This window comes from Tardiphaga sp. 841_E9_N1_2 (genome assembly GCF_051811065.1).
GTDB lineage: Bacteria > Pseudomonadota > Alphaproteobacteria > Rhizobiales > Xanthobacteraceae > Tardiphaga > Tardiphaga robiniae.
On sequence record NZ_JBPWQC010000001.1, the window covers coordinates 4,996,663 to 5,022,686 of the forward strand.

The 26,024-nt window shown below is 62.2% G+C and carries 19 protein-coding genes; 10 read left to right on the top strand and 9 right to left on the bottom strand.

All coding sequences use genetic code 11. The annotated features are described in order from the left end of the window. Positions 1-53: 53 nt before the first annotated feature. Positions 54-1,616, bottom strand: coding sequence for an adenylate/guanylate cyclase domain-containing protein (locus AB8A50_RS23980; RefSeq protein WP_439079131.1), 1,563 nt, complete (start codon positions 1,614-1,616; stop codon positions 54-56). Positions 1,617-1,867: 251 nt separating this feature from the next. On the opposite strand from AB8A50_RS23980, the gene AB8A50_RS23985 reads away from it, so the two are divergent. Continuing rightward, positions 1,868-3,121, top strand: coding sequence for an acetyl-CoA C-acetyltransferase (locus tag AB8A50_RS23985; protein WP_092141800.1), 1,254 nt, complete (start codon positions 1,868-1,870; stop codon positions 3,119-3,121). 228 nt (positions 3,122-3,349) lie between these two features. Here the strand turns inward: AB8A50_RS23985 and AB8A50_RS23990 are convergent, their stop codons facing one another. Further along, positions 3,350-4,798, bottom strand: a complete 1,449-nt coding sequence (locus AB8A50_RS23990) for an amidohydrolase family protein (protein WP_439079132.1) — start codon at positions 4,796-4,798, stop codon at positions 3,350-3,352. A gap of 183 nt (positions 4,799-4,981) precedes the next feature. On the opposite strand from AB8A50_RS23990, the gene AB8A50_RS23995 reads away from it, so the two are divergent. Further along, on the top strand, positions 4,982-6,574 hold the full coding sequence (locus tag AB8A50_RS23995; protein WP_439079133.1) for a gamma-glutamyltransferase family protein: 1,593 nt from the start codon (positions 4,982-4,984) through the stop codon (positions 6,572-6,574). Positions 6,575-6,695: 121 nt separating this feature from the next. Here the strand turns inward: AB8A50_RS23995 and feoB are convergent, their stop codons facing one another. From feoB to AB8A50_RS24010, 3 genes are all read right to left on the bottom strand, one after another. Beyond that, positions 6,696-8,582, bottom strand: a complete 1,887-nt coding sequence (gene feoB, locus AB8A50_RS24000) for a ferrous iron transporter B (RefSeq protein ID WP_439079134.1) — start codon at positions 8,580-8,582, stop codon at positions 6,696-6,698. Beyond that, positions 8,579-8,866: a FeoA family protein gene (locus tag AB8A50_RS24005; protein WP_093761616.1), complete on the bottom strand. Its 288-nt coding sequence runs from the start codon at positions 8,864-8,866 to the stop codon at positions 8,579-8,581. Before AB8A50_RS24005 ends, feoB begins: the two co-directional genes overlap by 4 nt. An 89-nt stretch (positions 8,867-8,955) precedes the next feature. Next, positions 8,956-10,749 carry an ABC transporter ATP-binding protein gene (locus tag AB8A50_RS24010; RefSeq protein ID WP_439079135.1) on the bottom strand — a complete coding sequence of 598 codons (1,794 nt, stop codon included), beginning with the start codon at positions 10,747-10,749 and terminating at the stop codon, positions 8,956-8,958. A 190-nt stretch (positions 10,750-10,939) separates the two neighbouring features. Between AB8A50_RS24010 and AB8A50_RS24015 the strand changes: the two genes are divergently transcribed. Both AB8A50_RS24015 and AB8A50_RS24020 read left to right on the top strand, forming a co-directional pair. After that, positions 10,940-12,283 (top strand): TAXI family TRAP transporter solute-binding subunit, encoded by a 1,344-nt coding sequence (locus AB8A50_RS24015; RefSeq protein WP_439079136.1) that lies wholly within the window; start codon positions 10,940-10,942, stop codon positions 12,281-12,283. 74 nt (positions 12,284-12,357) lie between these two features. Then, complete coding sequence (locus tag AB8A50_RS24020; RefSeq protein WP_093761610.1) at positions 12,358-13,317, top strand: phospholipase D-like domain-containing protein; 960 nt, start codon at positions 12,358-12,360, stop codon at positions 13,315-13,317. A gap of 187 nt (positions 13,318-13,504) precedes the next feature. Here the strand turns inward: AB8A50_RS24020 and AB8A50_RS24025 are convergent, their stop codons facing one another. The 4 genes from AB8A50_RS24025 to hutI all read right to left on the bottom strand — a co-directional run bounded on the left by AB8A50_RS24025 (position 13,505) and on the right by hutI (position 18,029). After that, a complete protein-coding gene (locus AB8A50_RS24025) occupies positions 13,505-14,386 on the bottom strand; it encodes a LysR family transcriptional regulator (protein ID WP_089266864.1) in 882 nt (293 codons plus the stop codon). A gap of 152 nt (positions 14,387-14,538) precedes the next feature. Further along, entirely contained in the window at positions 14,539-15,108 is a 570-nt protein-coding gene (locus tag AB8A50_RS24030; protein WP_439079137.1) for a HutD/Ves family protein, read from the bottom strand. Positions 15,109-15,117: 9 nt separating this feature from the next. Next, the gene (hutU, locus tag AB8A50_RS24035; protein WP_439079139.1) at positions 15,118-16,791 is read right to left on the bottom strand and encodes a urocanate hydratase; all 1,674 of its coding nucleotides are present in this window, start codon (positions 16,789-16,791) and stop codon (positions 15,118-15,120) included. 11 nt (positions 16,792-16,802) lie between these two features. Further along, the gene (hutI, locus tag AB8A50_RS24040) at positions 16,803-18,029 is read right to left on the bottom strand and encodes an imidazolonepropionase (protein WP_439079140.1); all 1,227 of its coding nucleotides are present in this window, start codon (positions 18,027-18,029) and stop codon (positions 16,803-16,805) included. A 95-nt stretch (positions 18,030-18,124) separates the two neighbouring features. Here hutI and AB8A50_RS24045 point away from each other — a divergent pair, with 95 nt between their 5' ends. From AB8A50_RS24045 to AB8A50_RS24070, 6 genes are all read left to right on the top strand, one after another. Further along, complete coding sequence (locus AB8A50_RS24045; RefSeq protein WP_439079142.1) at positions 18,125-19,504, top strand: formimidoylglutamate deiminase; 1,380 nt, start codon at positions 18,125-18,127, stop codon at positions 19,502-19,504. Between the two features lie 23 nt (positions 19,505-19,527). Beyond that, positions 19,528-20,268, top strand: coding sequence for a histidine utilization repressor (gene hutC, locus AB8A50_RS24050; RefSeq protein ID WP_439080024.1), 741 nt, complete (start codon positions 19,528-19,530; stop codon positions 20,266-20,268). A 105-nt stretch (positions 20,269-20,373) separates the two neighbouring features. Beyond that, entirely contained in the window at positions 20,374-21,318 is a 945-nt protein-coding gene (locus AB8A50_RS24055) for an ABC transporter substrate-binding protein (protein ID WP_089266870.1), read from the top strand. Between the two features lie 130 nt (positions 21,319-21,448). Then, the gene (locus AB8A50_RS24060; RefSeq protein ID WP_120288198.1) at positions 21,449-22,222 is read left to right on the top strand and encodes an ABC transporter permease; all 774 of its coding nucleotides are present in this window, start codon (positions 21,449-21,451) and stop codon (positions 22,220-22,222) included. Further along, entirely contained in the window at positions 22,219-23,004 is a 786-nt protein-coding gene (locus tag AB8A50_RS24065) for an ABC transporter ATP-binding protein (RefSeq protein WP_116661543.1), read from the top strand. Before AB8A50_RS24060 ends, AB8A50_RS24065 begins: the two co-directional genes overlap by 4 nt. A 269-nt stretch (positions 23,005-23,273) precedes the next feature. After that, entirely contained in the window at positions 23,274-25,907 is a 2,634-nt protein-coding gene (locus tag AB8A50_RS24070) for an EAL domain-containing protein (protein ID WP_439079143.1), read from the top strand. Positions 25,908-26,024 lie beyond the last annotated feature (117 nt).

Consider the following 26,024-nt stretch of genomic DNA (forward strand, 5'->3'; position numbering starts at 1 on the left):
CGCCGGCGATAGACACAGCTGTGTGGCGCTCAGGCCGCCATTTTTGCGGTCGATTATACCTTGCGATCCAGCGAGGCCAGCGCCTCGTTCAGCACGGAACGCAGGCGTTCGGTGTCGTCGGGCCGCACGGCGGAGGGGTCCAGATAGAAATCCAGCCCCGGCATGCGTTCGACGACGATATCGGTTTGCACCGGCCTGTCGTCGATGATGCTGTCGACCGCATAGGGCACGACCTCGCGGCTGATGCCCTTCATGGTGATCGGCGGCAGCGGATGCGAGGTGATGATGTCGCTCACCAGTGCGAAGGTTTCATAGCTGATGGCGATGCCGCCAGGTTCTGCGATCGACTGCAGGCGTGCGGCGAGGTTCGCTTCCGCGCCGATGATCGTATAGTCCATGCGATCGGCGCTGCCGAAATTGCCGACATTGCAATAGCCGGAATTGATGCCGATGCGGGCCTTGAACGGCTCCTCGATGCCTTCGGTGCGCCACTTCGCATTCAACTCGATCAGCCTGCGCTGCATCCGCCACGCCATGCGCAGGCAGTCCTGCGCATCCTGTCGATCGCCCTTGGTTTCAGGGTCGCCGAAGAAGATCAGCATCGCGTCGCCGATGAATTTGTCGATGGTGCCGCCGTGCTCGTGTGCGATCGCCGACATCTCGGTGAAATACTCGTTGAGCAGATGCGTGATCAGCTCCGGCTGCAGCCGCTCAGTCGTGGCCGTGAAATTCTGGATGTCGGAGAAGAAGATCGTCAGCTTCTTGCGCTCGGTATGGATGGTGACGTCCTTCTGGCCGCTGAAGATGCTCTTGTAGACTTGGGGCGAGATATAGCGGGAGATCTTCATGGAGAGCGCGGCGAGGAAATCGTTGTTGGCTTCCAGCTCATGGTTCATGCTGGCAATGCGCTGCGACTGGCGGCGTTGCAAAGCCAGGAACGAGACGCCGCTGACGGCGGCCAGCGCAAAATAGGCCAGCAAAAACTTGAACGAGAACAGATTGGCCGCGATCGGTTGCGTGATAATGACTTCCTGGATGCCGCGGACGTCGCCGACCTTCCAGTCCTTCTTTGGGCTTTCCGGATGGCTGTTGTGGCAGCTGACGCAGGCCGGGCCCATCAGCACGGGTGCCACGATGCGGACGGTGTCGCTGAACAGCGACGCCTTGGTGTCGATGATCTTCTGCTCGGAATTGTCGCGCAGGCTGCGCAGCGACGTCTTTTCGAAATCGTCGAGCTGGTGCGGCGCGCGGTTCTGGAACGGATAATCCGACACGAAGCGGTAGTTGATATTCTCCTGCTGCGCCCCGATCACCCGGCCGAGTTCGAGGGAGAGCGTCGCCGGGATGGGGATCGCGCCGGGCACGCTTTCATAATTGTGCACCACCTGCGTGGTGCCCTGATGGGCCAGCACGCGCCCGACCACATTGGTTGCGTAATAACCACGCACACTGGTGATCACGGAGTTCAGGTCGTTGGCCTGCCGCCGCAAGGCGGCGTCAACCAGATTGGTCAGATCGAGCCACACGGCTACAGGCAGCAGAAGCAAAAGCGCGGCAACGGCGAGGCCGGGCGCAAATACGCGCGAGCGTCGACGGGAGACATCAGGCTGATCCATGAAGATAGGTTCCTGGATTTCTGGCTGTTGAGCACAATGAGCGTGCAGCGGCGCAGCCGCCTCAGTCTCATAGCGCCGGTATGGTTATAATATCGTGCCTGGGTTGTGCCAATTTTCCGGTAGTGGACGAAATTGCGCCGGACGCCCGCCAATTTTGGCAGACGTGCATGCCGCCTGCGCACCTTGACTTCACGGGTCGCTTGGCCAATCTCGCGGTCAGAAAAACACTTCAAAACTCTTGGGAGAAGATCATGGCCGACGCCTATATTATCGACGCAGTCCGCACGCCCCGTGGCATCGGCAAAGTGGGCAAGGGCAAGCTCGCCGAACAGCATCCGCAGCATCTCGCTGCCACCGTGCTCAAGGCGATTGCCGAGCGCAACAAACTCAACACCGCCGACGTCGATGACGTGATCTGGTCGACCTCGACCCAGCGCGGCAAGCAGGGCGGCGATCTCGGCCGCATGGCCGCGCTCGATGCCGGCTATGACATCAAGGCCTCCGGCACCACGCTGGATCGTTTCTGCGGCGGTGGCATCACCGCGGTGAATTTCGCGGCGGCGCAGATCATGTCGGGCATGGAAGACGTCGTCATCGCCGGCGGCACCGAGATGATGTCGCTGACCGGTGCGATGGCCGCCGAAGATATGGCCGCCGGCAAGGCACCGCTCGGCATGGGCTCGGGCAACAAGCGGCTCGCCAAGGTGCATCCGCAGTCGCATCAGGGCATCTGCGGCGACGCGATTGCCTCGATGGAGGGTATCAGCCGTGAGGCGCTCGACGCGCTCGGGTTGGAAAGCCAGCGTCGCGCTGCGATCGCGATCAAGGAAGGCCGTTTCGACAAGAGCATCGTCCCGGTGAAGGATGACGAGGGCAATATCGTGCTCGCCAAGGACGAATATCCGCGTCCGGAAACCACTGCCGAAGGTCTCGCCGGCCTGAAGCCGGCTTTCGCCGCGATGGCCGATCATCCGCTGGATGAAAGCGGCATGACCTTCCGCAAGCAGATCAACCAGAAATATCCGGATCTCAAGATCGAGCATTTCCACCACGCCGGCAATTCATCGGGCGTGGTCGATGGTGCCGCAGCCTTGCTGCTGACCTCGAAGTCCTATGCTGACAAGCATGGCCTGAAGCCGCGCGCGCGCATCGTGGCCATGGCCAATATCGGCGACGACCCGACCCTGATGCTGAATGCGCCGGTGCCGGCTGCGAAGAAGGTACTGGCAAAGGCCGGTCTCAAGAAGGAAGACATCGATCTGTGGGAGATCAATGAAGCCTTCGCCGTGGTCGCTGAGAAGTTCATTCGCGATCTCGACCTCGACCGCAGCAAGGTCAACGTCAATGGCGGCTCGATCGCGCTGGGTCATCCGATCGGCGCCACCGGCGCGATCCTGATCGGCACGGTTCTCGACGAACTCGAGCGCCGCAACCTGAAGCGCGGTCTGGTCACCATGTGCGCCGCCGGCGGCATGGCACCGGCGATCATCATTGAGCGCGTGTAAGCGTTTGCTTCTAACCTCTCCCCGCTCTTTGCGGGGAGGTCGGCGCGCAGCGCCCGGTGAGGGGCTATCACTGCAGACACATCAGACGCGGACTCACGGGTCGGAAATTTCTCGACCCGTGAGTCCGCGTCTGTTGAAGCGTCAAACCCCGCCCCTCACCCTAACCCTCTCCCCGCAAATGCGGGGCGAGGGAACGTGCCGGCGTCTGGAGCGAAGCCTGCGACGGCCTTACTCGTTCGACGGCCACGCCATCGGGAACGACAGCGGCGAGATTTCCGTCAGCTTGCGGCCGGCCCAGTCGAGACCCGGCGTGCGCTCTTCCGCGCGGATCTGCGCTTCATGTACGCGCAGCGCAGCCGCTGGATAATCGAACGTCTGTACCACGCCGTCCTTCACCACCTGTCGGCCATCCACATAGACGTGACGCACCGCGCGTTCCGCCGCCGCATAGATCATGCTGCGAATCGGGTCGCGATGCGGCTGCATCATCGGATGGGTGACGTCGACCATCACGAAATCCGCCTTGCAGCCGGCTTCGAGCCTGCCGATATCGTTGCGGCCGAGCGCCTTGGCGCCGACGATGGTGGCGGCCTCGAACAGCATGGTCGAGTTCAGGCCGCGCGGATGCCCGGCCATCAGTCGCGAGGTCATCGTCACGTTGCGCATTTCCTCGATCATGTTGTGCGGATAGGTATCGGTGCCGATCGCCACCGAAATGCCCGCCGCGCGATAGCGGCCGACATCGCGCAGCGCGATGCCACGGCGCATGAACACGGTGGGGCAATGTGCGACGGTGGTTCCTGTCTCGGCGAGCAGCGCGAGATCGCGCTTCGTGTGCCACGGCGTCAGCGGATGGTCGTCGACGAAGATGGAGTGACCGACCAGCGAGGTCGGGCCGAGCACGCCGAGTTCGCCGAGCCACTGGATCGGCGTCACGCCATGGCGGCGGACGATCTCGTGGAATTCCGACACCGACTGTGCGGCATGAGTCTGCCACGGAATGCCGCGGCGTTTCGCTTCGGCGTAACTGTCTTTCATCAGTTGCGGCGTGCAGGTGTCGATCTGCGCCGGATACATCATGCCGGAGAGACGGCCGGACGGATGGCTCTCGGCGGCATCGATGAGCGCGAAGGCCTGCAGCATGCCGTCTTCGCCGGCCTTCTCGTTCCATTCGTAATCGACGAGCGTGCCATTCGGCGTGAACCAGCGCGCCGAGCGGAACCCCGGAGCGATATAGACGCGCAGGCCGCTTTGTCCGGCGAGATCGAGCCATTGCGGATGCGGCATCGATAGATCGACCACCGTGGTGACGCCGGACAGCAGCAGTTCGGAATACGCAACGCGCACGCAATCCGGCACGCCTTCCGGATCGGACCGCAGGATCGGCATGTATTCGTAAAGCGACGAATTATACAGGCCGGGCGAGCCGATCTCGTCGAGAAAGCCCTTGTTGAGTGGTTCGCTGGACGGATGCGAGTGGATATCGACGAGACCCGGCATCACCATGAACCCGCGTCCGTCGATGGTCGTGACCGCTGCGCCCTGATAGTCGCGGCCGGCAAACACGATCTGGCCGCCGTCGAAAGCGACGTCGCCGCCGGTGACATAGGTGTGGCTGTTTTTTGCGGCGTCCCAGGCGACGACATAGTCCGCGTTGCGGATAACGGTGATGGTCAATGCTGATCCTCTCGCGATCGACGAAATGTGAGGAACCGTAAGCGCAAGCGACCAGCCGGTGCAAGATCGAGACGTGAGCAGACCCGCCTGTCTATTTGGCAGGTGCAACCCGTCTGTTCGGCTCGTGCAAATGACGATAAGAAGACGCGTTGATCTGCAAAGTCCTGAAGAGAGCCTGAACTGATGCAATACAGACATGATGGCCTTTACGCTTCCCGTCGTTCGCCGGTCATGGCGCGCAATGTGGTGGCGGCGTCGCAGCCGCTGGCGACACAGGCCGGGTTGCGCATGCTGGAGCGCGGCGGCAATGCGCTGGATGCGGCGCTCGCGGCAGCTATCACGCTGACCGTGGTCGAGCCGACCGGCAACGGCATCGGATCGGACGCCTATTGCATCCTCTGGGATGGCAAGGAGCTGCACGGCCTCAACGCCTCCGGCCGGTCGCCGGCGGGATGGACCCCTGACCGATTTGCAAATCACAAGACATTCCCGCATCGCGGGTGGGAGAGCGTCACCGTGCCCGGCGCCGTTTCGGCCTGGGTCGACCTGTCCGAACGCTTCGGCAAGCTGCCTTTCGCTGATCTGTTCGGGCCCGCGATTGCCTATGCGGAAAACGGCTTCAACGTCTCGCCCGTGATCGCCGAACTCTGGCGCCGCGGCGCGGAGGAGTTGAAGGCCCAGCCGGGCTTCGCCGAAGCCTTCATGCCGAACGGTCGCGCGCCTGCGGCGGGTGAACTCTTCAAGGCACCGGGCCATGCCTATTCGCTCAAGCTGATCGCCGAGACCAAAGGCGAAGCCTTCTATCGCGGCGAACTCGCCCAGCGCATCGCTGCCTTTGCGCGCGAACATGGTGCAGTGCTCGACGAGGCCGATATGGCTGCGCATCGCAACGACTGGTGCGGCACCATCCATCAGGATTTCGGCGACGCCTCACTGCATGAGATACCGCCGAACGGGCAGGGCATCGCGGCGCTGATGGCGCTGGGAATCATGCGGGCCTACGGCACCGACGGTCTTGTGCTCGACAGCGGCGATGCCTTCCATCTGCAGATCGAAGCCACGAAACTGGCTTTCGCCGATGTCTATGCCTATGCCGCCGATCTCGATTACATGCACGATGTCACCGTCGCGCATCTGCTCAATCCCAGCTATCTCGCCTCGCGCGCCAAGCTCATCGACATGAGTCGCGCTCAGGATTTCGGCGCCGGTGCGCCGAAGACCGGCGGCACGGTGTGTCTGTCCACCGGCGACGCTTCCGGCATGATGGTGTCCTATATCCAGTCGAATTATTCCGGCTTCGGCTCCGGCGTGGTCGTGCCCGGCACCGGCATCAGCCTGCAGAATCGCGGCTTCGGTTTCGTCCTGACCAATGGTCATCCCAATCAGGTCGGTCCGCGCAAGCGCCCGTTCCAGACCATCATTCCCGGCTTCGTCATGCAGGGCAAAGAGCCTTTGATGGCCTTCGGGCTGATGGGCGGCCCGATGCAGGCACAGGGCCATCTGCAGATCATGCTGCGCATGCAGCTCTGGGGACAGGATCCGCAGACGGCGGCGGATGCGCCGCGCTGGCGCTATGTCGCCGGGTTGAAAGTGGCGATCGAGACGGCCGTGCCGGACAATGTCGCGGCAGACCTCGCCAGCCGCGGCCATGTCATCGAGCGCGAACCGCCGGATTCCGCCTTCGGTTTCGGCGGCGCGCAGCTCGTACGCAAAATCGATGGCGGCTATGTCGCCGGCTCGGACCCGCGCAAGGATGGGCTCGCGGCGGGATTCTGAAGCCCGGGGGCACTATCATAGGATGTGTAGAGCGCAGCGAAACCCATCTCTTTTGCACACGACATTGATGGGTTTCGCGAAGGCGCTCTACCCATCCTACCGCTAATCCGCCCTACATGCCTCAGCCCAGTCCCGCCGCTTTCGCGACGGTGTAGGTGATCAGGCTCGCCACATAGGCCAGCGCGAACATGTAGAGGAACGTCACCACCATCCACTTGGTGCTGCCGGTCTCGCGGCGGATCACGGCCAGTGTCGAGGCGCATTGCGGGGCGAAGATGAACCAGGCCAGGAACGACAGAGCCGTCGCGAGGCTCCATTTGCTGGCCAGCGCCTGGCCGATCGCATCCGCCGCTTCCTTGCCGCCTTCGATCGCATAGACGGTGCCGAGCGCGCCGACCGCGACTTCGCGCGCCGCCATGCCGGGGATCAGCGCCACGGCGATCTGCCAGTTGAAGCCGAGCGGTGCGAAGAACGGCTCCAGGAATTTTCCGATCATCGCGGCGAGGCTGTAATTGATCGCCGGCCCTTCAGCGCCGGCCGGTGCCTGCGGGAACGAGGCGAGGAACCAGATCAGGATCATCATCGACAGGATCGTTGTGCCGGCGCGCTGCAGGAACATCTTGGCGCGGGTATAGACGCCGATGGCGATGCTCTTGATACGCGGCAGCTTGTAGTCCGGCAATTCCAGCATGAACGGCGCCGGCTGGTAGTCGCGCCACATGAAGAACTTGATGACGAAGGATGCCGCCAGCGCGCTGCCGATGCCGGCGATGTAGAGCCCGAACATCACCAGCCCCTGCAGGTTGACCCAGCCCCAGACGTTTTCCGCCGGGATAAAGGCGGAGATGATCAGCGTATAGACCGGGATGCGCGCCGAACAGGTCATCAGCGGCGCGATCAGGATGGTGGTCAGGCGGTCGCGGCGGTTGTCGATCACACGCGTCGCCATGATGCCGGGGATGGCGCAGGCGAAGCTCGACAGCAGCGGGATGAAGGCGCGGCCATGGAGGCCTGCGCCGCCCATGATGCGGTCCATCAGGAACGCCGCGCGCGCCATGTAGCCGAAATCTTCCAGCAGCAGGATGAACAGGAAGATGATGATGATCTGCGGGAGGAACACGAGCACGCTGCCGACGCCGGCGATCAACCCGTTCTGCAGGAAGCTCTGCAAGATGCCTTCGGGCAGCACCTGCGCTACCACCGTGCCCAGCGCGCCGAATGAATCCGACAGCAGCTCCATCAGCGGCTGCGCCCAGGAGAACACCGCCTGGAACATCACGAACAGAATGAGCGCGAGGATCGCGAGACCGGCGACCGGATGCAGCACCACGGCATCGACGCGCGTGGTCAGCGTATCCGGCTTGCTCGGCATCGTCACGGTGTCGCGGATGATGCGGTCAGCCTCGCGCTGCAGTGCTTTCATCTCGGACAGGCCAAGCGGCGTCCAGCCATCGCCTGTGGTAACTGCCGGCATGTTGGCGGCGAATTCGTCGGTGCGCTTGCGTAATTCCTCGACGCCGGCCTTCTTCACCGCGATCGAGGTGATCACAGGCACGCCGAGTGCTGCGGACATCGCATCGACATCGATGCTGACGCCGCGGCGCTGCGCGATGTCGAACATGTTGAGCACCACCAGCAGCGGGCGACCGGTACGTTTGAGTTCCAGGATCAGCCGCAGCGTGAGGCGCAGATTGGTGGCGTCGGCGATGCACAGGACCAGATCGGGCGCAGCTTCGCCGGGGCGCTTGCCGAGCACGACGTCGCGGGTGATCTCTTCATCCGGGCTGCGGCCGCGCAGCGAATAGGTGCCAGGCAGGTCGAGCAGCGTCACCTGACGGCCGGCCGGCGTGACGAAGGCGCCTGCCTTGCGCTCGACGGTGACGCCCGCATAGTTGGCCACCTTCTGGCGGCTGCCGGTGAGTGCGTTGAAGAGCGATGTCTTGCCGCTATTGGGGGCTCCCACCAGCGCGAGATGAAAGCGCTCGGTGGTCACGTCTGTATGGGTCATTTCACAACAACTGCCATGGCTTCGCGCCGGCGAACGGCGATCGTAATATTGTCGACGCGCACCGCGATCGGATCGCGCTGGATAGCGCCCTGATGCAGGATCTCGACGCGCGCGCCTTCGGTGAAGCCCATTTCCAGCAGATGCCGTTCGAGCTCGTGGCCGCTCTCGGCGGCGCCTGCAATATCGGGCTGCAACGCCACGATGGTTCCGATGAATCCGCGCGGCGCATTGCCGAGGCGCAATTCGTGTGTGGATGTTTCGGATGCAGTCTGGTGGACGGTCATGCCCGACCTTGTCGAGCAGCGTCCTGACAAGGTCAAGACAAACGCTCGTATGTTATTAGAATGATTATAAAGAGGCGCTCCGGCACCGCTTACGATGCGCCCGCGGACTGCTCGTTCACCACCCGCTGCTGGATCTTCACCAGTTCTGCATAGATGCCGCCTTGGGCGATCAGTTCGTCGTTGGAGCCCTGCTCGGCGACGACGCCTTCTTTCAGCACGATGATCTTGTCGGCGTCGCGAATGGTCGAGAGCCGATGCGCGATCATGATGACGGTGCGCCCCTGCATCAGCCGGCGCAGCGCCTCGATCACCAGCGCCTCGGATTCCGGATCGAGCGCCGCGGTCGGCTCGTCCAGGATCATGATCGGGCTGTTGCGCACCACCGCACGCGCGATGCCGATGCGCTGGCGCTGGCCGCCGGACAGCGTGTCGCCGCGTTCGCCCACCATGGAGTCATAGCCGTGCGGCATGCGCGTAATGAACTCGTCGGCATTGGCGATCTTGGCGGCTGCAACGATCTCCTCGTCAGTTGCACCAGGGCGGCCATAGGCGATGTTCTCGCGGATCGTGCCGCGAAACAGCACGGTCTCCTGCAGCACGAAGCCGACCTGGGCGCGCAGGGCGGACAGTTTGTAGTCGGTGACATCGACGCCATCGATCAGCACGCGGCCCGATGTTGCGTCGTAGAAGCGCGGGATCAGGCTCAGCACCGTGGATTTACCGGAGCCGGTCGGTCCGACGACGCCGATGATCTGGCCGGGTTCGATATGCAGCGAGACGTCGCGGAGCACGCTGGCCTCCTCGCTATAGGCGAAGGCGACGTTCTCGAAGGTGATGGCGCCTTTGGCACGGCCGGGATCGACGGCACCCGGTTTCTCCATGATCACATCATCGGCCGCGAGAATATTCAGGATCCGCTCCAACGCCACGGTGGTCTGCGCGATCGCGCTGGTCATGCTGGCGAGGTCCTTCACCGGTTTGAAGAACTGCGCGAGATAAGCGAGGTACACGGTGAGCGCGCCAGCCGTCATGGTGCCAGCGACAATCAGCGAGGTCCCCTTCCACAGCACGATGGCGGTGCAGAACGCCACCACGATGCTGACCACAGGCGAGAGCAACGACTTCACCTGCCGCGCTTTCATGGCGGCCTCGACCGTTGCATGGCTGGCGGCTTCCAGCCGCGCCAGTTCGAGATCCTGCCTGCCGAAGGCCGTGACTGCGCGGACCTGGCCGAGGCCCTGCTGGACCACGGCGACGATCTCGCTCTGCCGTTGCCGCACCGTGCGCGTCACCTCCTTCACGGCGCGCTTGAAATGGAACACGAAGACAATCAGGAACGGCGTAATGCCGAGCGCGATCAGCGTAAAATCCCAGTCAAGCCAGAACATCAGCCCGATCATGAAGACGATGGTGATGAGATCGAGCAGGATATCCAGCGTCGACGATGAAGCGAAGTTCTGCAGCGTGGTGACGTCTGTGGTGATCGTGGACATCAGCGCGCCGGTCTTGGCCTTATCGTAGTAGCGCAGCGACAGCCGATGCAGATGCGCATAGATGCGGATGCGCAGGTCGTTGGCCACCCACTGGCCGACCGATGTCGAATAGTAGTTGTCGATGTAAGTGGCGATCGCGCCGATCACGGCGATCACCAGGGTGGCGATGCCGGCGAACAGTGCGACGCCGAGCGTGTGGCGGCCGATGCCGTAGTCATGGGCCCAGTCCAGCCAGGCGGGCAGGTGATGGCTGCCCAGCGCGTCATCGAGCACCAGTTTCAGCGGCCAGGGCGCGGCCAGGCTCATGGCGATCTCGACCAGCATGGCGAGGAAGACGATGATCAGCCAGCCGCGATAGGGCCGGAGCATATCGAGTACCAGACGAGTCATCGAACATTGTCTCCAGCAACACGGCCAGACCGGGAATCATGAGCAGTCCGGGCGGCCGCAGTATATAGCCGCCGTCGGTTAGCGGGTCTTAACTGTAGTCGGGTACAGATGGATTTTTGCTGACAGCCCGCGCATTGTGGCATGCGGGCAGGAGCGTCAGTTAATTTGGCAGGGCTGCGCAGGACCGAACATGAACGTGCGATCCGTTGCTTTCCCGTTCTGGGGCAGGGTGCTTCTGCTGGCCGGCATCCTCGGTCTGGTGGTGGGCGCCGGCCTTCTGACCTGGCGCTATATCGAGCGTCCGACCGTGCTCAAGCTCGCGGTCGGGTCGATCGATGGCGAAGCCGGCAAGACGGCATCGATCATCGCCAGCCATTTCGCCACCAGGAAGTCGCCGATCCGGCTGGATTTCGAGACCTTCGGCAACGCCGTCGATGCGGGCAAGGCGTTCTCCTCCGGCAAGGTCGATCTCGCTGTGGTCCGGGCCGATGTCGGCGATCTCTCCGAGGCGCGCGCCGTTGCCGTCATGGCCAAGGCGGTCGTCATGCTGATCGCGCCTCCCGGCTCGAAAATCACCAGCGTCGAAGGCCTGCGCGGCCGCACCGTCGGTGTGGTGGGCGGCGAGGTCAATCGCAGGCTGGTCGATGCGCTCACCAAGCAATACGACCTGACGAGCGCGAGGGTCACATTCAAGAATCTTGAGGTCAGCGATACCCGGCGCGCGGTGGAAGCCAAGGAAGTCGGCGCCCTGCTGGTGGTGATTCCGCTGACTGAGAAGTATTTGTCCCTGGTGCGCGGTCTGTTCAAAACCGGCGCCCCCGTGCTGATCCCGATCGATGCCGCCGGCGCCATTGCCGATGCCAATGGCGCCTATGAAAGCTTCGACATTCCGAAAGGGTCGCTCCGCGGTGCGCCGCCCGTCCCGGATGATGACGTGACGACGCTTCGGGTCAGTTACTATCTGGTCGCGAACAAGAAGCTCCATTCCAGCCTGATCGCGCGTCTGACCGAAATGGTGATCGCGGCGCGCCGCGATCTGATCGCCGGGCAACCGCAACTGGCCGGTATCGCCGCGGCCGACACCGATCCCGATGCCTTTATCCCCATCCATCCCGGCGCTGCTGCCTACTACAACGGTACCGAGCAGAGCTTCATGGACAAATACGGCGACGACATCTATCTCGCCCCCATGATCCTTGGCGCCCTTGCCTCTGTGCTGGCTGCCGCCTGGAAATTCCTCGGCATCCGCCCGCCCGACCACCGTGAGGCGACGCTCAACGCACTTTATGCATTGCCCCGCCGGATCCGGGCGGCGGCGGACGATGCGGAACTGTGCGCGATCGAGCAGGAGGTCGACGACCTTCTCAGCGCGCAATTGGCGAAGACCATGCGCAATGATGACGATGCACTTGAAATGGCGACGCTGGTCTCTTCGGCACAGCGTCTCGACAATCTCATCCATCATCGCCGTTCGGCGCTGGCGCGGGCCCCGTTTTCTGCCGCGCCGGATTCGAGTATAGAATCGGAGACGTAGTTCCAGGCCATGCCGCTGTTTTGCAGAACCACCAGCCGTTTGCGGGCACCTTTATTTCTCGCGAGAGGTCAGTCATGACGCATAACCTGCTCGTGTTTCCGGATGACACCGCGCAGTGCATCATCGATCCGATCAGGGCCGCAAAGCGCAGTCTGAACATCCGGATGTTCCTTTTCACCGATCCGACGCTGCTGCATGAGGTGATCGCGGCGAAGCGGCGCGGCGTGAAAGTGCGCGTCATGCTCAATCCGGCCCGGCGCAACGGCGAGAGCGAGAATAACGAAACCGCCGCGGCACTGGCTGCGGCCGGAGTCGAGGTCCGTGACAGCAATCCGGCCTTCGCGCTGACCCATCAGAAATCGATGGTGATCGATCATGAGTGGGGCTTTGTCGAGTCGCTGAACTGGGAGACCCGCGATCTCACCGAGACGCGCGACTACGCGGTGACCACGACCAAGAAGCTCGAAATTTCCGAGATGGTGGATTGCTTCGAGGCCGACTGGGCGAAGCAGGATTTCGTGCCGAACCCGGACTCGCAACTGATCTGGTGCCCGAACAACGGCCGCGAGCGGATCGGTGCTTTCATCGATTCCGCGCGGGACACGCTCTGGATCCAGAACGAGCGTTATCAGGACACGGACATCATCGAGCGGCTGGTTCGCGCGGTGCTGCGCGGCGTTCAGGTCCACATCATGGCGCGGCAGCCGCACAAGCTGAAGAAGAACAAGCTGATCGAGGGGATCGGCGGCTTGCGCATCATGCATGACGTCGGCGCCAAGGTGCACCGGCTCAATGACATGAAGCTGCACGGCAAGATGCTGTTGGCCGACGAGGAACGCGCTATCGTCGGTTCGATCAATCTCACGCCGGGCAGTTTTGACGATCGCCGCGAGCTGGCCATTGAGACCGATGCGCATCATGTTGTGAAGCGGCTCGTCGAGACCTCACATCACGACTGGAAACATTCGCGCAAGCTCGACCTCTCCGACGAGGCGGTTCAGGCGGATCTGGAAAAACACGGCATCCGGCAGTAGCGCCGTTGTCGCTCAGCGCCGATCCGGCCGCGGCGATTGCCGGGCTCGGGGCTGCACAGGTTTCCTTTCCGCGCGGCGAGCATATTCCGTGGCCAGGTTCAGCAGTCGTTCGCGAACCACGGGATCATCAATCTCCCGCGCCAGCTTTTCGCAGCGCTCGGCCTGCTCTCTGAAATATGCAGCTTCGCTAGGCAACTTTGTCGTTTTCCATGGGCAGTGCGGGGCGCAGGAACATCGCCGAGAGCTGATCCTTGATTTCCAGGACACGCGGCGATGTCATACCCGGGCGAATGCAGAGCAGCGCTTTGATGGTTGGAAGCTCCGGCAAGTAATAGTCCCTGGCCCAGACCAGTCCCGGCGGAATGATCCGGCTGGGAACAGCCGTCAGTCCGATGCCGGCTTCGACGGCGGCTTTCTTCGCGCTGTAGTCCTGGCTGCTGAAGGCAATCCGATAGGAAAGGCCATGCCGCGTGAGCGTATGAATCATCCAGTCGTCATTGGTCCAGGTGACGATTGGGATCGGTGCGCCGGGGCTGAGCACGAATGATTTCGAGCGAACCCATGCCAGCCGATCCTCGGATTCATCGACAATGAGCGGAGCCAGATCGGCACTGATTTCTCCCCGCTGGAAAAAACACCCGACGTCGACATGGCCGTCGATCAACGCTGTCGCAATCTCGGTGGACATTCCGGCATGGATATGGATGTCATTGAGGTTGCTCAGGCTCTGCTCGGCGACGAAGCGCTGCGCGAGGACAACGCTCAGGCCCAAACGAAGCCGGTCGACATGATTATCGGCTCCGCCGAGCGCAAGCACCTGATCGTTGGCCTCGATGATCTTGCGCGCCTGCGCAAGCACCAGCTTGCCGAGATCGGTCGGACAACTTCCGTTTGGCGTCTTGCTGAACAGCGAACCGCCAACAAGTTGTTCGAGGCGCTTGATCTGCGAACTCACCGCGGGCTGACTCAACCCCAATTGCTCCGCAGCCTTGGTCAAGCTACCTGTTTCTGAAATGGCAACGACGGTACGAACAATTTCAATCGGAATATTGAGATGCCGCTTGTGCATTTGAATATCCAGCCTCGCAATTGCGCCATGAGTCGGATCAAGTGGTGTCGCGATTCTCTACCAATCATATAGGCGTAATCACTCTTGGTTATATATTTGATTTGGATGGCATTTCGGGAACTTATGGCGTCATCAAAATCAGTGTGTGGCGGCTATCTACCGAATTCGATGATGACGACACGCGCCGTCGCATCGGACTCAATCGCGACAGGTGCTGATCCTTGTTCCACAAGCAGCCCATCATGCGCCGACAGGCTGTCAACGGTCGATGCCGACCGTACGGTCGCAGTGCCATGCTCAACGAACAGAAACGCTTGTGCAGAAACTATAAAATCCTGACGTTTCATGACGTTGATGCGTCTCACATGCTGTGAGACGATCCCGCGCCTGCTCATCACATTCAAATCTGTAATGGAACCGTCGATCAGTGTCGCTGACGTTTGCTGATCGCCCGGGAAGGAATGGATCGTACTGCGATCAATGCGCACAGATGCGCTGCCGTGGACATTGAGGTCGATGCCGGCGCCATCGATGACCAGAAGTGTACGATCAATCCCGGGAAATGACGAGAACGGTCCGTCGCTCGTCACCTGCGCCATACTGACGCGCCAGTCGAAATCGTCCAGCTTTGCATTCGCCGGGAAGATCGCGATCTCCGTGGTCGATCCCAGCCCGTTCTTCCAGGGCATCACCTTGTAGTTCGCGGCGCGCAGGATCTGCATGCGCCGCACTCAGCCCTTGGCTCGCAGCGATGGCAGATTGAGGTGATGTTCCTCGGCGCAGTCGATGGCTTCCTCATAGCCCGCATCGGCGTGGCGCATCACGCCGGTGGCCGGATCGTTCCACAACACGCGTTCGAGGCGCTTTGCGGCTTCCGGCGTGCCGTCGGCGACGATAACCATGCCGGAATGCTGCGAGAAGCCCATGCCGACGCCGCCGCCGTGATGTAGCGACACCCATGTTGCACCAGATGCGCAGTTGAGCAGCGCATTGAGCAGCGGCCAGTCCGACACGGCGTCGGAACCGTCCTTCATCGCTTCGGTCTCGCGGTTCGGGCTTGCGACCGAACCGGAGTCGAGATGATCGCGGCCGATCACGATCGGCGCCTTCAGCTCACCCGAAGCCACCATCTCGTTGAAGGCGAGGCCGAGGCGATGGCGATCGCCGAGGCCGACCCAGCAGATCCGCGCCGGCAGGCCCTGGAACTGGATGCGCTCGCGCGCCATGTCGAGCCAGTTCACCAGCGCCTTGTTGTGTCCGAGGATCTCCTTCACCTTGGCGTCGGTCTTGTAGATGTCCTCGGGATCGCCGGACAAAGCCGCCCAGCGGAACGGGCCGATGCCGCGGCAGAACAGGGGACGGATGTAAGCGGGGACGAAGCCGGGGAAGTCGAATGCGTTGTCGACGCCTTCTTCCTTGGCCATCTGGCGGATGTTGTTGCCGTAATCGACCGTCGGCACGCCCATCTTGTGGAAGTCGAGCATCGCGCGGACGTGCTCGCTCATGGATTTGCGCGAGGCCTTCTCGACGGCCTGCGGATCGCTGGCGCGCTTGGCTTCCCATTCGGAAAGCGTCCAGCCTTTCGGGAGATAGCCGTTGACCGGATCATGCGCCGAGGTCTGGTCGGTGACGATGTCCGGTCTGACGCCGCGGCGGACCAGTTCAGGGAAGATGTCAGCCGCATTGCCGAGCACGCCGACAGAGATCGGCTTCTTCTCCTTGTTGGCCTTCTCGATGATCGCCAATGCGTCGTCGAGATCCTTCGCCTGCACGTCGAGATAGCGACTCTTCAGCCGCATCTCGATGCGGCTTGGCTGACACTCGACCGCCAGGCACGACGCGCCGGCCATGGTCGCCGCCAGCGTCTGCGCGCCGCCCATGCCGCCGAGGCCGGCGGTGAGGATCCAGCGGCCGGAGAGGTCGCCATTGTAATGCTGCCGTCCGGCCTCCACGAAGGTCTCATAGGTGCCCTGTACGATGCCCTGCGAGCCGATATAGATCCACGAGCCGGCCGTCATCTGGCCGTACATCATCAAGCCCTTGCGATCGAGCTCGTTGAAGTGCTCCCAGGTGGCCCAGCGCGGCACGAGATTGGAATTGGCGATCAGCACGCGCGGCGCATCCGCATGCGTCTTGAATACGCCGACCGGCTTGCCGGATTGCACCAGAAGCGTCTCGTCAGTGTTGAGCTCGCGCAGCGACTTCGCGATCTGATCGAAAGCTTCCCAATTGCGCGCGGCGCGGCCGATGCCGCCATAGACGACGAGCTCGTTGGGATTCTCGGCCACTTCCGGATCGAGATTGTTCATCAGCATGCGCAGCGGCGCTTCGGTGAGCCAATCCTTCGCGGAAAGCTCGGTGCCGCGCGGGCTGCGCACGATACGGCTGTTCTTGCTGCGATCCATGATGTCGATCCTTATTTGGATGTCGCGGAGGTCCGGCCGTGCCAGACGCGGGCGTGAAGCGGATTGAAGCCGACGCGGTAGACCAGCTCGGCGGGTTGTTCGATGTCCCAGATGGCGAGGTCGCAGGCCTTGCCGGCTTCCAGCGTGCCGACTTCGCTCAGCTTGCCGAGTGCCCGTGCGCCTTCGCGTGTCACGCCGAGGAGGCATTCATCGACCGTCATACGAAACAGTGTCGCGCCCATATTCATGGTCAGCAGCAGCGAGGTCAGCGGCGAGGTGCCGGGATTGCTGTCGGTGGCCAGCGCGAGATGCGTGCCATGCCTGCGAAACAGCGCGATCGGCGGAGCCTGGGTTTCGCGCAGGGTGTAGTAAGCACCCGGCAATACCACGGCGACGGTGCCGGCCTTGGTCAGCGCGACGACGCCGTCTTCATCGGTATGTTCGAGGTGATCCGCGGACAGTGCGTTGTAGTCGGCGGCGAGTTTAGCACCGTGAAGGTTGGACAGTTGGTCGGCATGCAGTTTCACGGGCAGGCCGAGTTTCTTGGCGGCGGCGAACACCCGCGCCGTCTGCTCTGGCGAGAAGGCGATGCCCTCGCAGAACGCGTCGACGGCGTCGGCGAGTTTCAGTTCGGCAATCGCCGGCAGCATTTCGGCGATGACCGTGTCGATATAGGCGTCCTTGTCGCCACCCGCTTCCGGCGGCATCGCATGCGCGCCGAGAAACGATGTTACGACGGAGACGTCGCGCGCACGGCCGAGCTGCCGCGCCGCTGTGAGGCAGCGGATCTCGGTCTCCTTGTCGAGCCCATAACCCGACTTGATCTCGATGGTCGTGACGCCTTCGGCGAGCAGATGATCGAGCCGCTTCAATCCGCTGGCGACCAGCTGCGCCTCGCTGGCCGCACGCGTCGCCTTCATGCTCGAGGCGATGCCGCCGCCGGCGCGCGAGATGTCCTCATAGCTCGCGCCCTCGAGCCGCATCGCGAATTCACTGGCGCGGTTGCCGCCATAGATCAGATGGGTATGGCAATCGACGAGGCCGGGCGTGATCCAGCGGCCCTCGCAATCGATCCGTGTCTTGGCGTCGGCATCCGGCGGCAGGTCTGACGCAGGACCAGCGTAAGCAATCCGGCCATCCTTTGTTGCGATGCAGCCATCCTCCAGGATCCCGAGGCCGGGCTGGCCGGGCGCCATGGTGGCAAGGCGTGCATTGGTCCAGATGGTATCGAAGGTCATGACGGACTGCCGTAAATTCGGGACGTCGTATGTCTATACATAATCAGCGGCCTCGCTTATTGTCGAGCGTCTTTTGAATGCAACAGGCAATCGCTATGGGCACGCAACGTGCTGCAAAAAGGCTGTTCTTCGCACATGCGCTGCTGCCGTCAGGCTGGGCGCGCGACGTCGTTGTCTCAATCGAGAATGGCACCATCACGGCCGTTGCCGCGAATTCGAGCAGCCTTGACGCGGAAATCATCAGCGGTGTGGCGCTGCCGGGACTGCCCAATCTGCACAGCCATGCGTTCCAGCGCGGCATGGCTGGCCTCACCGAAATCCGCGGCGCCACGCAGGACAGTTTCTGGACCTGGCGGCAATTGATGTATCGCTTCATCGATACGCTGACGCCGGATGACGTCGAAGTCATCGCGGCTTTCGCCTATGCCGAGATGCTGGAAGCCGGTTTTACCTCAGTCGCGGAATTCCACTATCTGCATCACGACGAGACCGGCGCGCCCTATGCGAATCTCGCGGAGATGGGTACGCGCATCGCTGCGGCATCCGGCGAGACCGGCATCGGTCTGACGCTGCTGCCGTCTTTTTATAACTTCAGTGGCTTCGGCGGCGCGCCGTCAATTCACGGTCAGCGCCGTTTCGTCAATGATCCCGCGCGCTTTCTGGCGCTGCTGGAGAAATCCCGCGCCGCCATCGCGCCTCTCGATGATGCCGCCATCGGCATCGCGCCGCATTCATTGCGTGCGATCACGCCGGAGACGTTGAATGACGTTCTCAAGGCGGTGCCCGATGGACCGATCCATATCCACGTGGCGGAGCAAACGAAGGAAGTCGACGACTGTATCGCCTGGTCCGGTCAGCGCCCGGTGGCGTGGTTGCTGGATCATATGCCGGTCGACAGGCGCTGGGTGCTGATCCACGCGACCCATATGGCCGATGCAGAAACCGCCGGTGTCGCGAAAGCAGGTGCCGTCATCGGCCTGTGCCCGCTCACCGAAGCGAGCCTCGGCGACGGCATTTTCGAAGGCCCGCGCTTCATCGATGCCGGCGGTGTGTTCGGCGTTGGCAGCGATTCCAATATCGAGATTACGGCGCCGGGCGAGTTGAAGCAGCTCGAGTACAGCCAGCGTCTCGCCTATCGCGTCCGCAACGCCGTCGCGCGCCATGAAGGCGAGTCCACCGGCCGTGCGCTCTATGAACATGCGCTGGTCGGCGGCACGCAGGCGTCAGGCCGCAATATCGGTGCACTTGCGGTCGGCAAGCGTGCGGACATCGTCGTGCTGGACACCGCGCATCCCGATCTCTGTGCCGTCACCGGTGACCGCTGGCTCGATGCCATGACCTTTGTTGCCGGCAAGTCGGCGATCTCCGACGTCTTTGTCGGAGGCAGGCAGGTCGTCAACGGCGGTCGCCACATCAAGCGCGCATCCATCACCGAACGCTATCGGCGTGTCGTGCAGCGGCTGGCGACACTCTGATGGCGGCAGCGCGCGTGTCAAAACTGGCAAATGGCAAAGCGCAGGCCGCGCCGCAGGCGCTGTATCAGCGCATCCGTGCCGATCTCGAAGAGAAGATCCTCTCCGGCCGTTGGCCGCCCGGCTATCGTATCCCGTTCGAACATGAACTGGTCGAGAGCTATAACTGCTCGCGGATGACCGTGAACAAGGTGCTGTCGGGTCTCGCGGCCGCCGGCGTCATCGAGCGCAAGCGCCGCGTCGGCAGTTTTGTTGCCAAGCCGCTGGTGCAGTCCGCGGTGCTGCATATTCCGGATATCCAGGCCGAGATCGCCAAGCGCGGCGAGGCTTATGCTTATGAGTTGCTCACGCGCAAACGGCGTAAGGCGACCAAGGACGATCTCGAACGTCTCGGCATCGACAAGAGCTGCGATGTGCTGGTGTTAAGCTGTCGGCACATTGCCAAAGGCAGGCCTTTCGCGCTGGAGGAGCGCCTGATCAATCTCGACGTGGTGCCGCCCGCGTCTGAAATCGATTTCACGCGCGTGCCGCCCGGTACCTGGCTGCTTGGTCACGTGCCGTGGAATGAGGCTGAACACCGGATTACGGCAAGTCTCGCCGACGATGTCGCCTTGAAGGCATTGACGCTGAAGAAGCCGGCCGCCTGTCTCGTGGTCGAGCGCCGCACCTGGCGCAAGAACAAGATCATCACATCGGTACGCGTCACCTATCCGAACGATCTGTATCAGCTCACCGCACGCTTCACGCCGGCGGGGCTGCGATCATGAGGACGATATGAATCATCTGTCGCGGCATAGCCGCGCAAATTGACTCTGGCAATCCGCCATGTTGCCATGCAGTATCATTCTAAATCTGGCTGAGGAGAGTGCGTTATGAAGTTGATTGGAGTTTCCGTCGCCGCCATGCTCGCGGCTCTCGTTGCGACCCCGGCTGCGGCGCAGACCAAGGTCACCATCGCCATTTCCGGCTGGACGGGTTTTGCGCCGCTGACGCTGGCGAAGGAAGCCGGCATCTTCGCGAAGAACGGACTCGACGTCACCATCAAGAAGGTGCCGCAAGCCAGCCGCCATCTCGCCATCGCCTCGGGCGACGTGCAATGCGCCGCCACCACGGTCGAGACCTGGGTGGTGTGGAATGCCAATGGCGTCGCCACCACGCAGCTGTTCCAGCTCGATAAGTCCTATGGCGCTGACGGCATGGCTGTGCGCGCCGGCACCGCATCGATCAAGGACCTGAAGGGCAAGACCGTCGCCGCATCGGCGCCGGGCACTGCGCCCTATTTCACGCTCGCCTGGTTCCTGAAGAAGAACGGCCTCAGCGTGAAGGACGTCTCCGTCGTCAATATGGAGCCGGGTCCGGCAGCGCAGGCCTTCATCGCCGGCCAGAACGATGCGGCCATGACCTATGAGCCATATCTCTCGGCCGTGCGCGAGAAGCCGGAAGCCGGCAAGATCATCGCCACCACGCTCGACTATCCGATGATCATGGACACCTTCGGCTGCACGCCGAAATTCATCGCCGATAACGAAGGTGCCGTGAAGGCGCTGGCCAAGAGCTATTTCGAGGCCGTTGCGATGATCGGCGCTGAGAAAGACAAGTCCTATGAGATCATGGGCGCCGACGTGAAGCAGACCGGCGAGAAGTTCGGCGCCTCCGCGCAGTATCTGCGCTGGCAGGATCAGGAGGCGAACAAGAAGTTCTTCGCCGGCGAGCACCAGGCGTTCTCGAAGGAAGCGGCCGAGCTGCTGCTCGAAATCGGCGTGATCAAGGAAATCCCGGATCTGACGAAGCTCGCCGATCCGCGTTTCATTCAGTAAATCTCCGCCATCGCTTCCGTCATTGCGAGGAGCGAAGCGACGCGGCAATCCAGCTCTTACTTAGGGAAGACTGGATTGCTTCGTCGCAAGAGCTCCTCGCAATGACGATCATGAGCATCGAATACGCAGCATGAAGCCACTCGCCCCCATTTCATCCACCGCGCGCGTCGTGCTCGGCATATCGTTCTTCGTTCTGTTCGTTGCCGCGTGGTCCTATGCGACCTTTGGCGGCTTCGTCTCCAAGACTTTTCTCGCCAATCCATGGACCATGCTGCAGGATGGCTGGCTGCTGCTGACCAAGCACGGCTTCCTGCATGATATCGGCATGACCATCTGGCGCGTGATCGGCGGCTTCGTGCTGGCTGCGCTGTTCGCGGTGCCCATCGGCATCCTGATGGGCGCCTACAAGCCGGTTGAAGCCTTTCTCGAACCCTTCGTCTCCTTCGCGCGCTATCTGCCGGCCTCGGCCTTCATCCCTTTGCTGATCCTGTGGGCCGGTATCGGCGAATTGCAGAAGCTGCTGGTGATTTTTATCGGCTCGGTGTTCCAGCTCATTCTCATGGTCGCTGTCAGTGTTGGCAGTGTGCGCCGGGATCTCGTCGAGGCATCGCTCACGCTTGGCGCGCGCGATGCCGGGGTGCTCAAGCGCGTTCTCATCCCGTCCGCCGCGCCTGAGATCGCGGAAATTCTCCGCCTCGTGCTGGGCTGGGCCTGGACCTATGTCATCGTCGCCGAACTGATCGGTTCGTCCTCGGGTATCGGCCACATGATCATCGACAGCCAGGCGCTGCTGGCCACCGGCCAGATCATCTTCGGCATCATCGTCATCGGCATCATCGGTTTGATTTCGGACTACGCGTTCAAGGCTGCGAACCGGCGTTTGTTTCCGTGGAGCATCATTTGAGCAAGCTCGTCATCGACAACGTCTCGCGGATTTTTCCGGCCGTGCGCGGCGGCACGCCGACGCGTGCGCTGGAGCCGACCAATCTCTCGGTTGCGGACAACGACTTCGTCACCATCCTCGGCCCATCCGGCTGCGGCAAGTCCACGCTGCTGCGCATGGTCGCCGGGCTGGACACACCGACCACCGGCCGCATTCTGCTCGACGGCAAGGCGATCACCGGTCCCGGCGCCGATCGCGGCATGGTGTTCCAGTCATACACGCTGTTTCCCTGGCTCACGGTGTCGGAGAATATTTCCTTCGGTCTGCGCGAGCGCGGTGTGTCCCAGCGTGAGCGCAACGACATCGCCAAACAGTGGCTGGAGAAGGTGGGCCTCACCAGCTTCGCCAATCATTTTCCGAAGCAGCTCTCGGGCGGCATGCAGCAGCGCACCGCGATTGCGCGTGCGCTCGCCAACGATCCGAAGATCCTGCTGCTCGACGAGCCGTTCGGCGCGCTCGATAACCAGACTCGCGCCTTGATGCAGGAATTGCTGCTCGGCATCTGGGAGCGCGAGCGCAAGACGGTGATCTTCGTCACCCACGATATCGAGGAAGCGGTGTTCCTGGCGTCGCGAACCGTGGTGATGTCGGCGCGTCCCGGTCGCATCAAGGCCGATATCCCGGTCGATCTGCCGCATCCGCGGCACTACACCATCAAGACCAGCCCGGCTTTTTCCGATCTCAAAGCGCGGCTCACGGAAGAAATCCGTGTCGAGGCAGTGCTCGCGGCTGAAGCCCACTAGGATTCTCAGGCCGCACCAGCGGCGTCAGGATACCGCTTGAGCGACGGGCGATCTATCGAAGGTTGCGTCGTTGCTTGCGTGTCCTGCTCCGGCTGCGTGATTTTATCCGGACCTTAAGTACGTTCGCGGTCGCCTGGAACTCGGGCGCCGCGCAAAACAGTTTGGCGACGTCTCGCACATACGATTGCACCACCTCGGCTGAAAGCCGGTGATCGGGTCATTTCAACGACGGCCCGATGGTTTGAGCAAAGTAATTGCGAGTTGCGTTTATGACGTTGGTGCATGTCGACCAGAGTGATGCTGCCAGGACGCTCCTCGCCGGGCTGGAGCAGGCCATCGATGCTGTCGTGATGATCGACAGCAAGAATAGCGTGACCCATTTCAACGCCGCCGCCGAACGGTTGTGGGGCTATGAGCGCGATGAAGTGCTCGGACAAAATATCAGCTTTCTGGTGCCGATGGCCATCAGGTCGCAGCATGACGGATACATTGCCGCGAACCGCGCGACCGGCGTCAATCGCATCGTCGGTCACAGCCGCGAGGTGAAAATCGAACGCAAGGACGGCAGCGAGATCTGGGGATCGTTGTCGATGTCGCGGGTCGAGGTGAATGGCGAGATCACCTATATGGGCTTCGTCCGCGATGTGACGGAGGAGGTGAAGCGCAGGGAAGAAATTATCCCGCTGGCTCTCGTGGTCGACAAGACGAAACGCGCTATCTACATTGCGGGTCGCGATGCACGGATTTGCTATGTCAACGGCGCCTTCACCGGCATGTTCGGCTACGCGCTGGATGAAGCGACGGGACTCATCCCGGAGGAATTCCTCGTCGGCGCATATACCAGCCAGGCGACGCTCGCATATCTGGACCAGCAGATCAGAACGGAAGGTTCTGCTGAAGACGAAATCCTCCTTTACGACAAAGCCGGCAACGAGGTCTGGGTCTCGGTTGCCTTGAATGCGATTCATGGCGCGGATGGAAAGATCCAGCACCTCGTCGCATTGATGACCGATATCACCGAGAGCAAGCAGCTTCAGTCGCTGCAGCATCACATCCTCGAAGCGCTGGCCGATGAGCAGCCGCTGCGGGGTGTGATGGACAATCTTTGCCGGAAGGTGGAGCAGATCGCGCCCGATGTTGTCTGTTCGGTGCTACATGTCGATTCCGCGGGATTGCTGCATCCTTTGGGAGGGCCAAGCCTCCCGGCAGGTTATGCGCAGGCGCTGGACGGCATTGCCATCGGACCGGATGTCGGGTCTTGCGGGACCGCGGCCTTTCGCGGCGAGCCTGTTCTGGTCACCGATATCGAAAACGATCCTCTCTGGCTGCCATACAACAGCGCGCCGCTGGCTTCCGGTCTGAAGGCCTGTTGGTCGATGCCGATCAAGACCAGGGATGGGCGCGTCATCGGCACGTTCGCATTCTATTTCAGGGAATGTCGCAGACCCAGCCGCTTGCATCACGGTATCGTCGATGCCTGTGTTCATCTCGCCGCGGTCGCCATCGAGCGTGAGGAAGCGCGCAACGAAATCTCGCGGCTTGCTTATTTCGATGCGCTCACTGGTCTGCCGAACCGGACCCATATGCGCCAGTTGATGGAGCGTGCCGTCGCGGAATGCCCCGCAGATGCGCAGATGGCGCTGATATTTCTTGACCTGGATCACTTCAAGGACGTCAACGATACGCTGGGACATGCTGTCGGCGATGACTTGCTGGTCGCCGTCACACAGCGGCTTCATCAGCACATCCGACCGGGCGATATCCTGAGTCGTCAGGGCGGCGATGAATTCATCATCCTGATGCCGAACTGTATCGCAGCCGATGCCTCGCGCATCGCCGGCCGTCTCACCGAGGCACTGTCGGTTCCGCTGCAGCTCGGCGGCCATCAGGTGCCGATTTCTGCCAGCGCCGGCATCAGCATGTTTCCGGACAATGCCCGCGATCTCGATAGTCTGCTGAAATATGCCGATGCGGCAATGTACAAGGCGAAGCAGGCCGGCCGCTCCACGCATCGGTTTTTCAGCAACGACATGGACCGCGTGAATGAGGAGCGCCTCCGTCTCAGCGCCGCTTTGCGCCACGCGCTTGCACAAGGCGGCCTGCGGTTGCACTACCAGCCGCAGATCCGCGCAGGCAGCGGCGATCTCTACGGTGTCGAGGCATTGGCGCGCTGGCATGATCCCGTATTGGGCGATGTGTCACCGGCTAAGTTCATTCCACTTGCGGAGGAATGCGGGCTCATCGAGCAGATCGGTGTCTGGTCGCTGCGGGAGGCGTGCAGGCAGATTGCGGCGTGGCAAAAGGCAGGGCTCGATGTGCCTTGCGTCTCCGTCAACCTGTCGCCGATCAATTTTCTGAATCCGGGATTGCCGGCGTTGATCTCCGACATCATCGCGGAAAACGGGCTGGCGCCGAACAGGCTGATGCTCGAAGTCACCGAGGGCGCGGTGATGAGCGAACACACGACCGCGATCGATATCATGATGCAGATCCGCGCGGTGGGCATCGGATTGTCGATGGACGATTTCGGCACCGGCTATTCGAGCTTGAGCCGCCTGGCCCATTTGCCGGTGCGCGAGCTGAAGATCGATCGCAGCTTCATGCGCGGTATCGAGACCGAGGTCTGTGCTCTGGCGATTGCCACCGCCGTGGTGTGCGTCGGGCAGAGCCTCAACATGACGGTCGTGGCCGAAGGCGTCGAGACCGAAGAACAGCGCAGGATTCTCGCCGGGCTGGGCTGTGACGTCATTCAGGGGTTCCTGTATTCGCCTGCACTGTCCGCATTCGATCTCGAAGCCTGGCTGGTGGCCCGCCATGCCGAACGCTGGGCGGCGCTGGTCGACGAGCGCCGGACCGAAGCTGCGCAAGAGGAAATGTGGCCGGGTGCGCTCGCGGCCATGTAATCTCGAGAAGTTGACGACCGTCGTTAACGCGTTGTTAACGATATCCGGTATTCCGGCCCCTCGAGATGAGATCGAACGAACTTCTTAGCTACTGGAGTTCGAATACACTCGTACCTG

What these genes read in the sequence shown, in the direction of transcription:
- AB8A50_RS23980 (WP_439079131.1), bottom strand. Translation starts at nt 1,616, where the DNA reads ATGGATCAGCCTGATGTCTCCCGTCGACGCTCGCGCGTATTTGCGCCC.
- AB8A50_RS23985 (WP_092141800.1), top strand. Translation starts at nt 1,868, where the DNA reads ATGGCCGACGCCTATATTATCGACGCAGTCCGCACGCCCCGTGGCATC.
- AB8A50_RS23995 (WP_439079133.1), top strand. Translation starts at nt 4,982, where the DNA reads ATGCAATACAGACATGATGGCCTTTACGCTTCCCGTCGTTCGCCGGTC.
- feoB (WP_439079134.1), bottom strand. Translation starts at nt 8,582, where the DNA reads ATGACCCATACAGACGTGACCACCGAGCGCTTTCATCTCGCGCTGGTG.
- AB8A50_RS24005 (WP_093761616.1), bottom strand. Translation starts at nt 8,866, where the DNA reads ATGACCGTCCACCAGACTGCATCCGAAACATCCACACACGAATTGCGC.
- AB8A50_RS24010 (WP_439079135.1), bottom strand. Translation starts at nt 10,749, where the DNA reads ATGACTCGTCTGGTACTCGATATGCTCCGGCCCTATCGCGGCTGGCTG.
- AB8A50_RS24015 (WP_439079136.1), top strand. Translation starts at nt 10,940, where the DNA reads ATGAACGTGCGATCCGTTGCTTTCCCGTTCTGGGGCAGGGTGCTTCTG.
- AB8A50_RS24020 (WP_093761610.1), top strand. Translation starts at nt 12,358, where the DNA reads ATGACGCATAACCTGCTCGTGTTTCCGGATGACACCGCGCAGTGCATC.
- AB8A50_RS24025 (WP_089266864.1), bottom strand. Translation starts at nt 14,386, where the DNA reads ATGCACAAGCGGCATCTCAATATTCCGATTGAAATTGTTCGTACCGTC.
- AB8A50_RS24030 (WP_439079137.1), bottom strand. Translation starts at nt 15,108, where the DNA reads ATGCAGATCCTGCGCGCCGCGAACTACAAGGTGATGCCCTGGAAGAAC.
- hutU (WP_439079139.1), bottom strand. Translation starts at nt 16,791, where the DNA reads ATGGATCGCAGCAAGAACAGCCGTATCGTGCGCAGCCCGCGCGGCACC.
- hutI (WP_439079140.1), bottom strand. Translation starts at nt 18,029, where the DNA reads ATGACCTTCGATACCATCTGGACCAATGCACGCCTTGCCACCATGGCG.
- AB8A50_RS24045 (WP_439079142.1), top strand. Translation starts at nt 18,125, where the DNA reads ATGGGCACGCAACGTGCTGCAAAAAGGCTGTTCTTCGCACATGCGCTG.
- AB8A50_RS24055 (WP_089266870.1), top strand. Translation starts at nt 20,374, where the DNA reads ATGAAGTTGATTGGAGTTTCCGTCGCCGCCATGCTCGCGGCTCTCGTT.
- AB8A50_RS24060 (WP_120288198.1), top strand. Translation starts at nt 21,449, where the DNA reads ATGAAGCCACTCGCCCCCATTTCATCCACCGCGCGCGTCGTGCTCGGC.
- AB8A50_RS24070 (WP_439079143.1), top strand. Translation starts at nt 23,274, where the DNA reads ATGACGTTGGTGCATGTCGACCAGAGTGATGCTGCCAGGACGCTCCTC.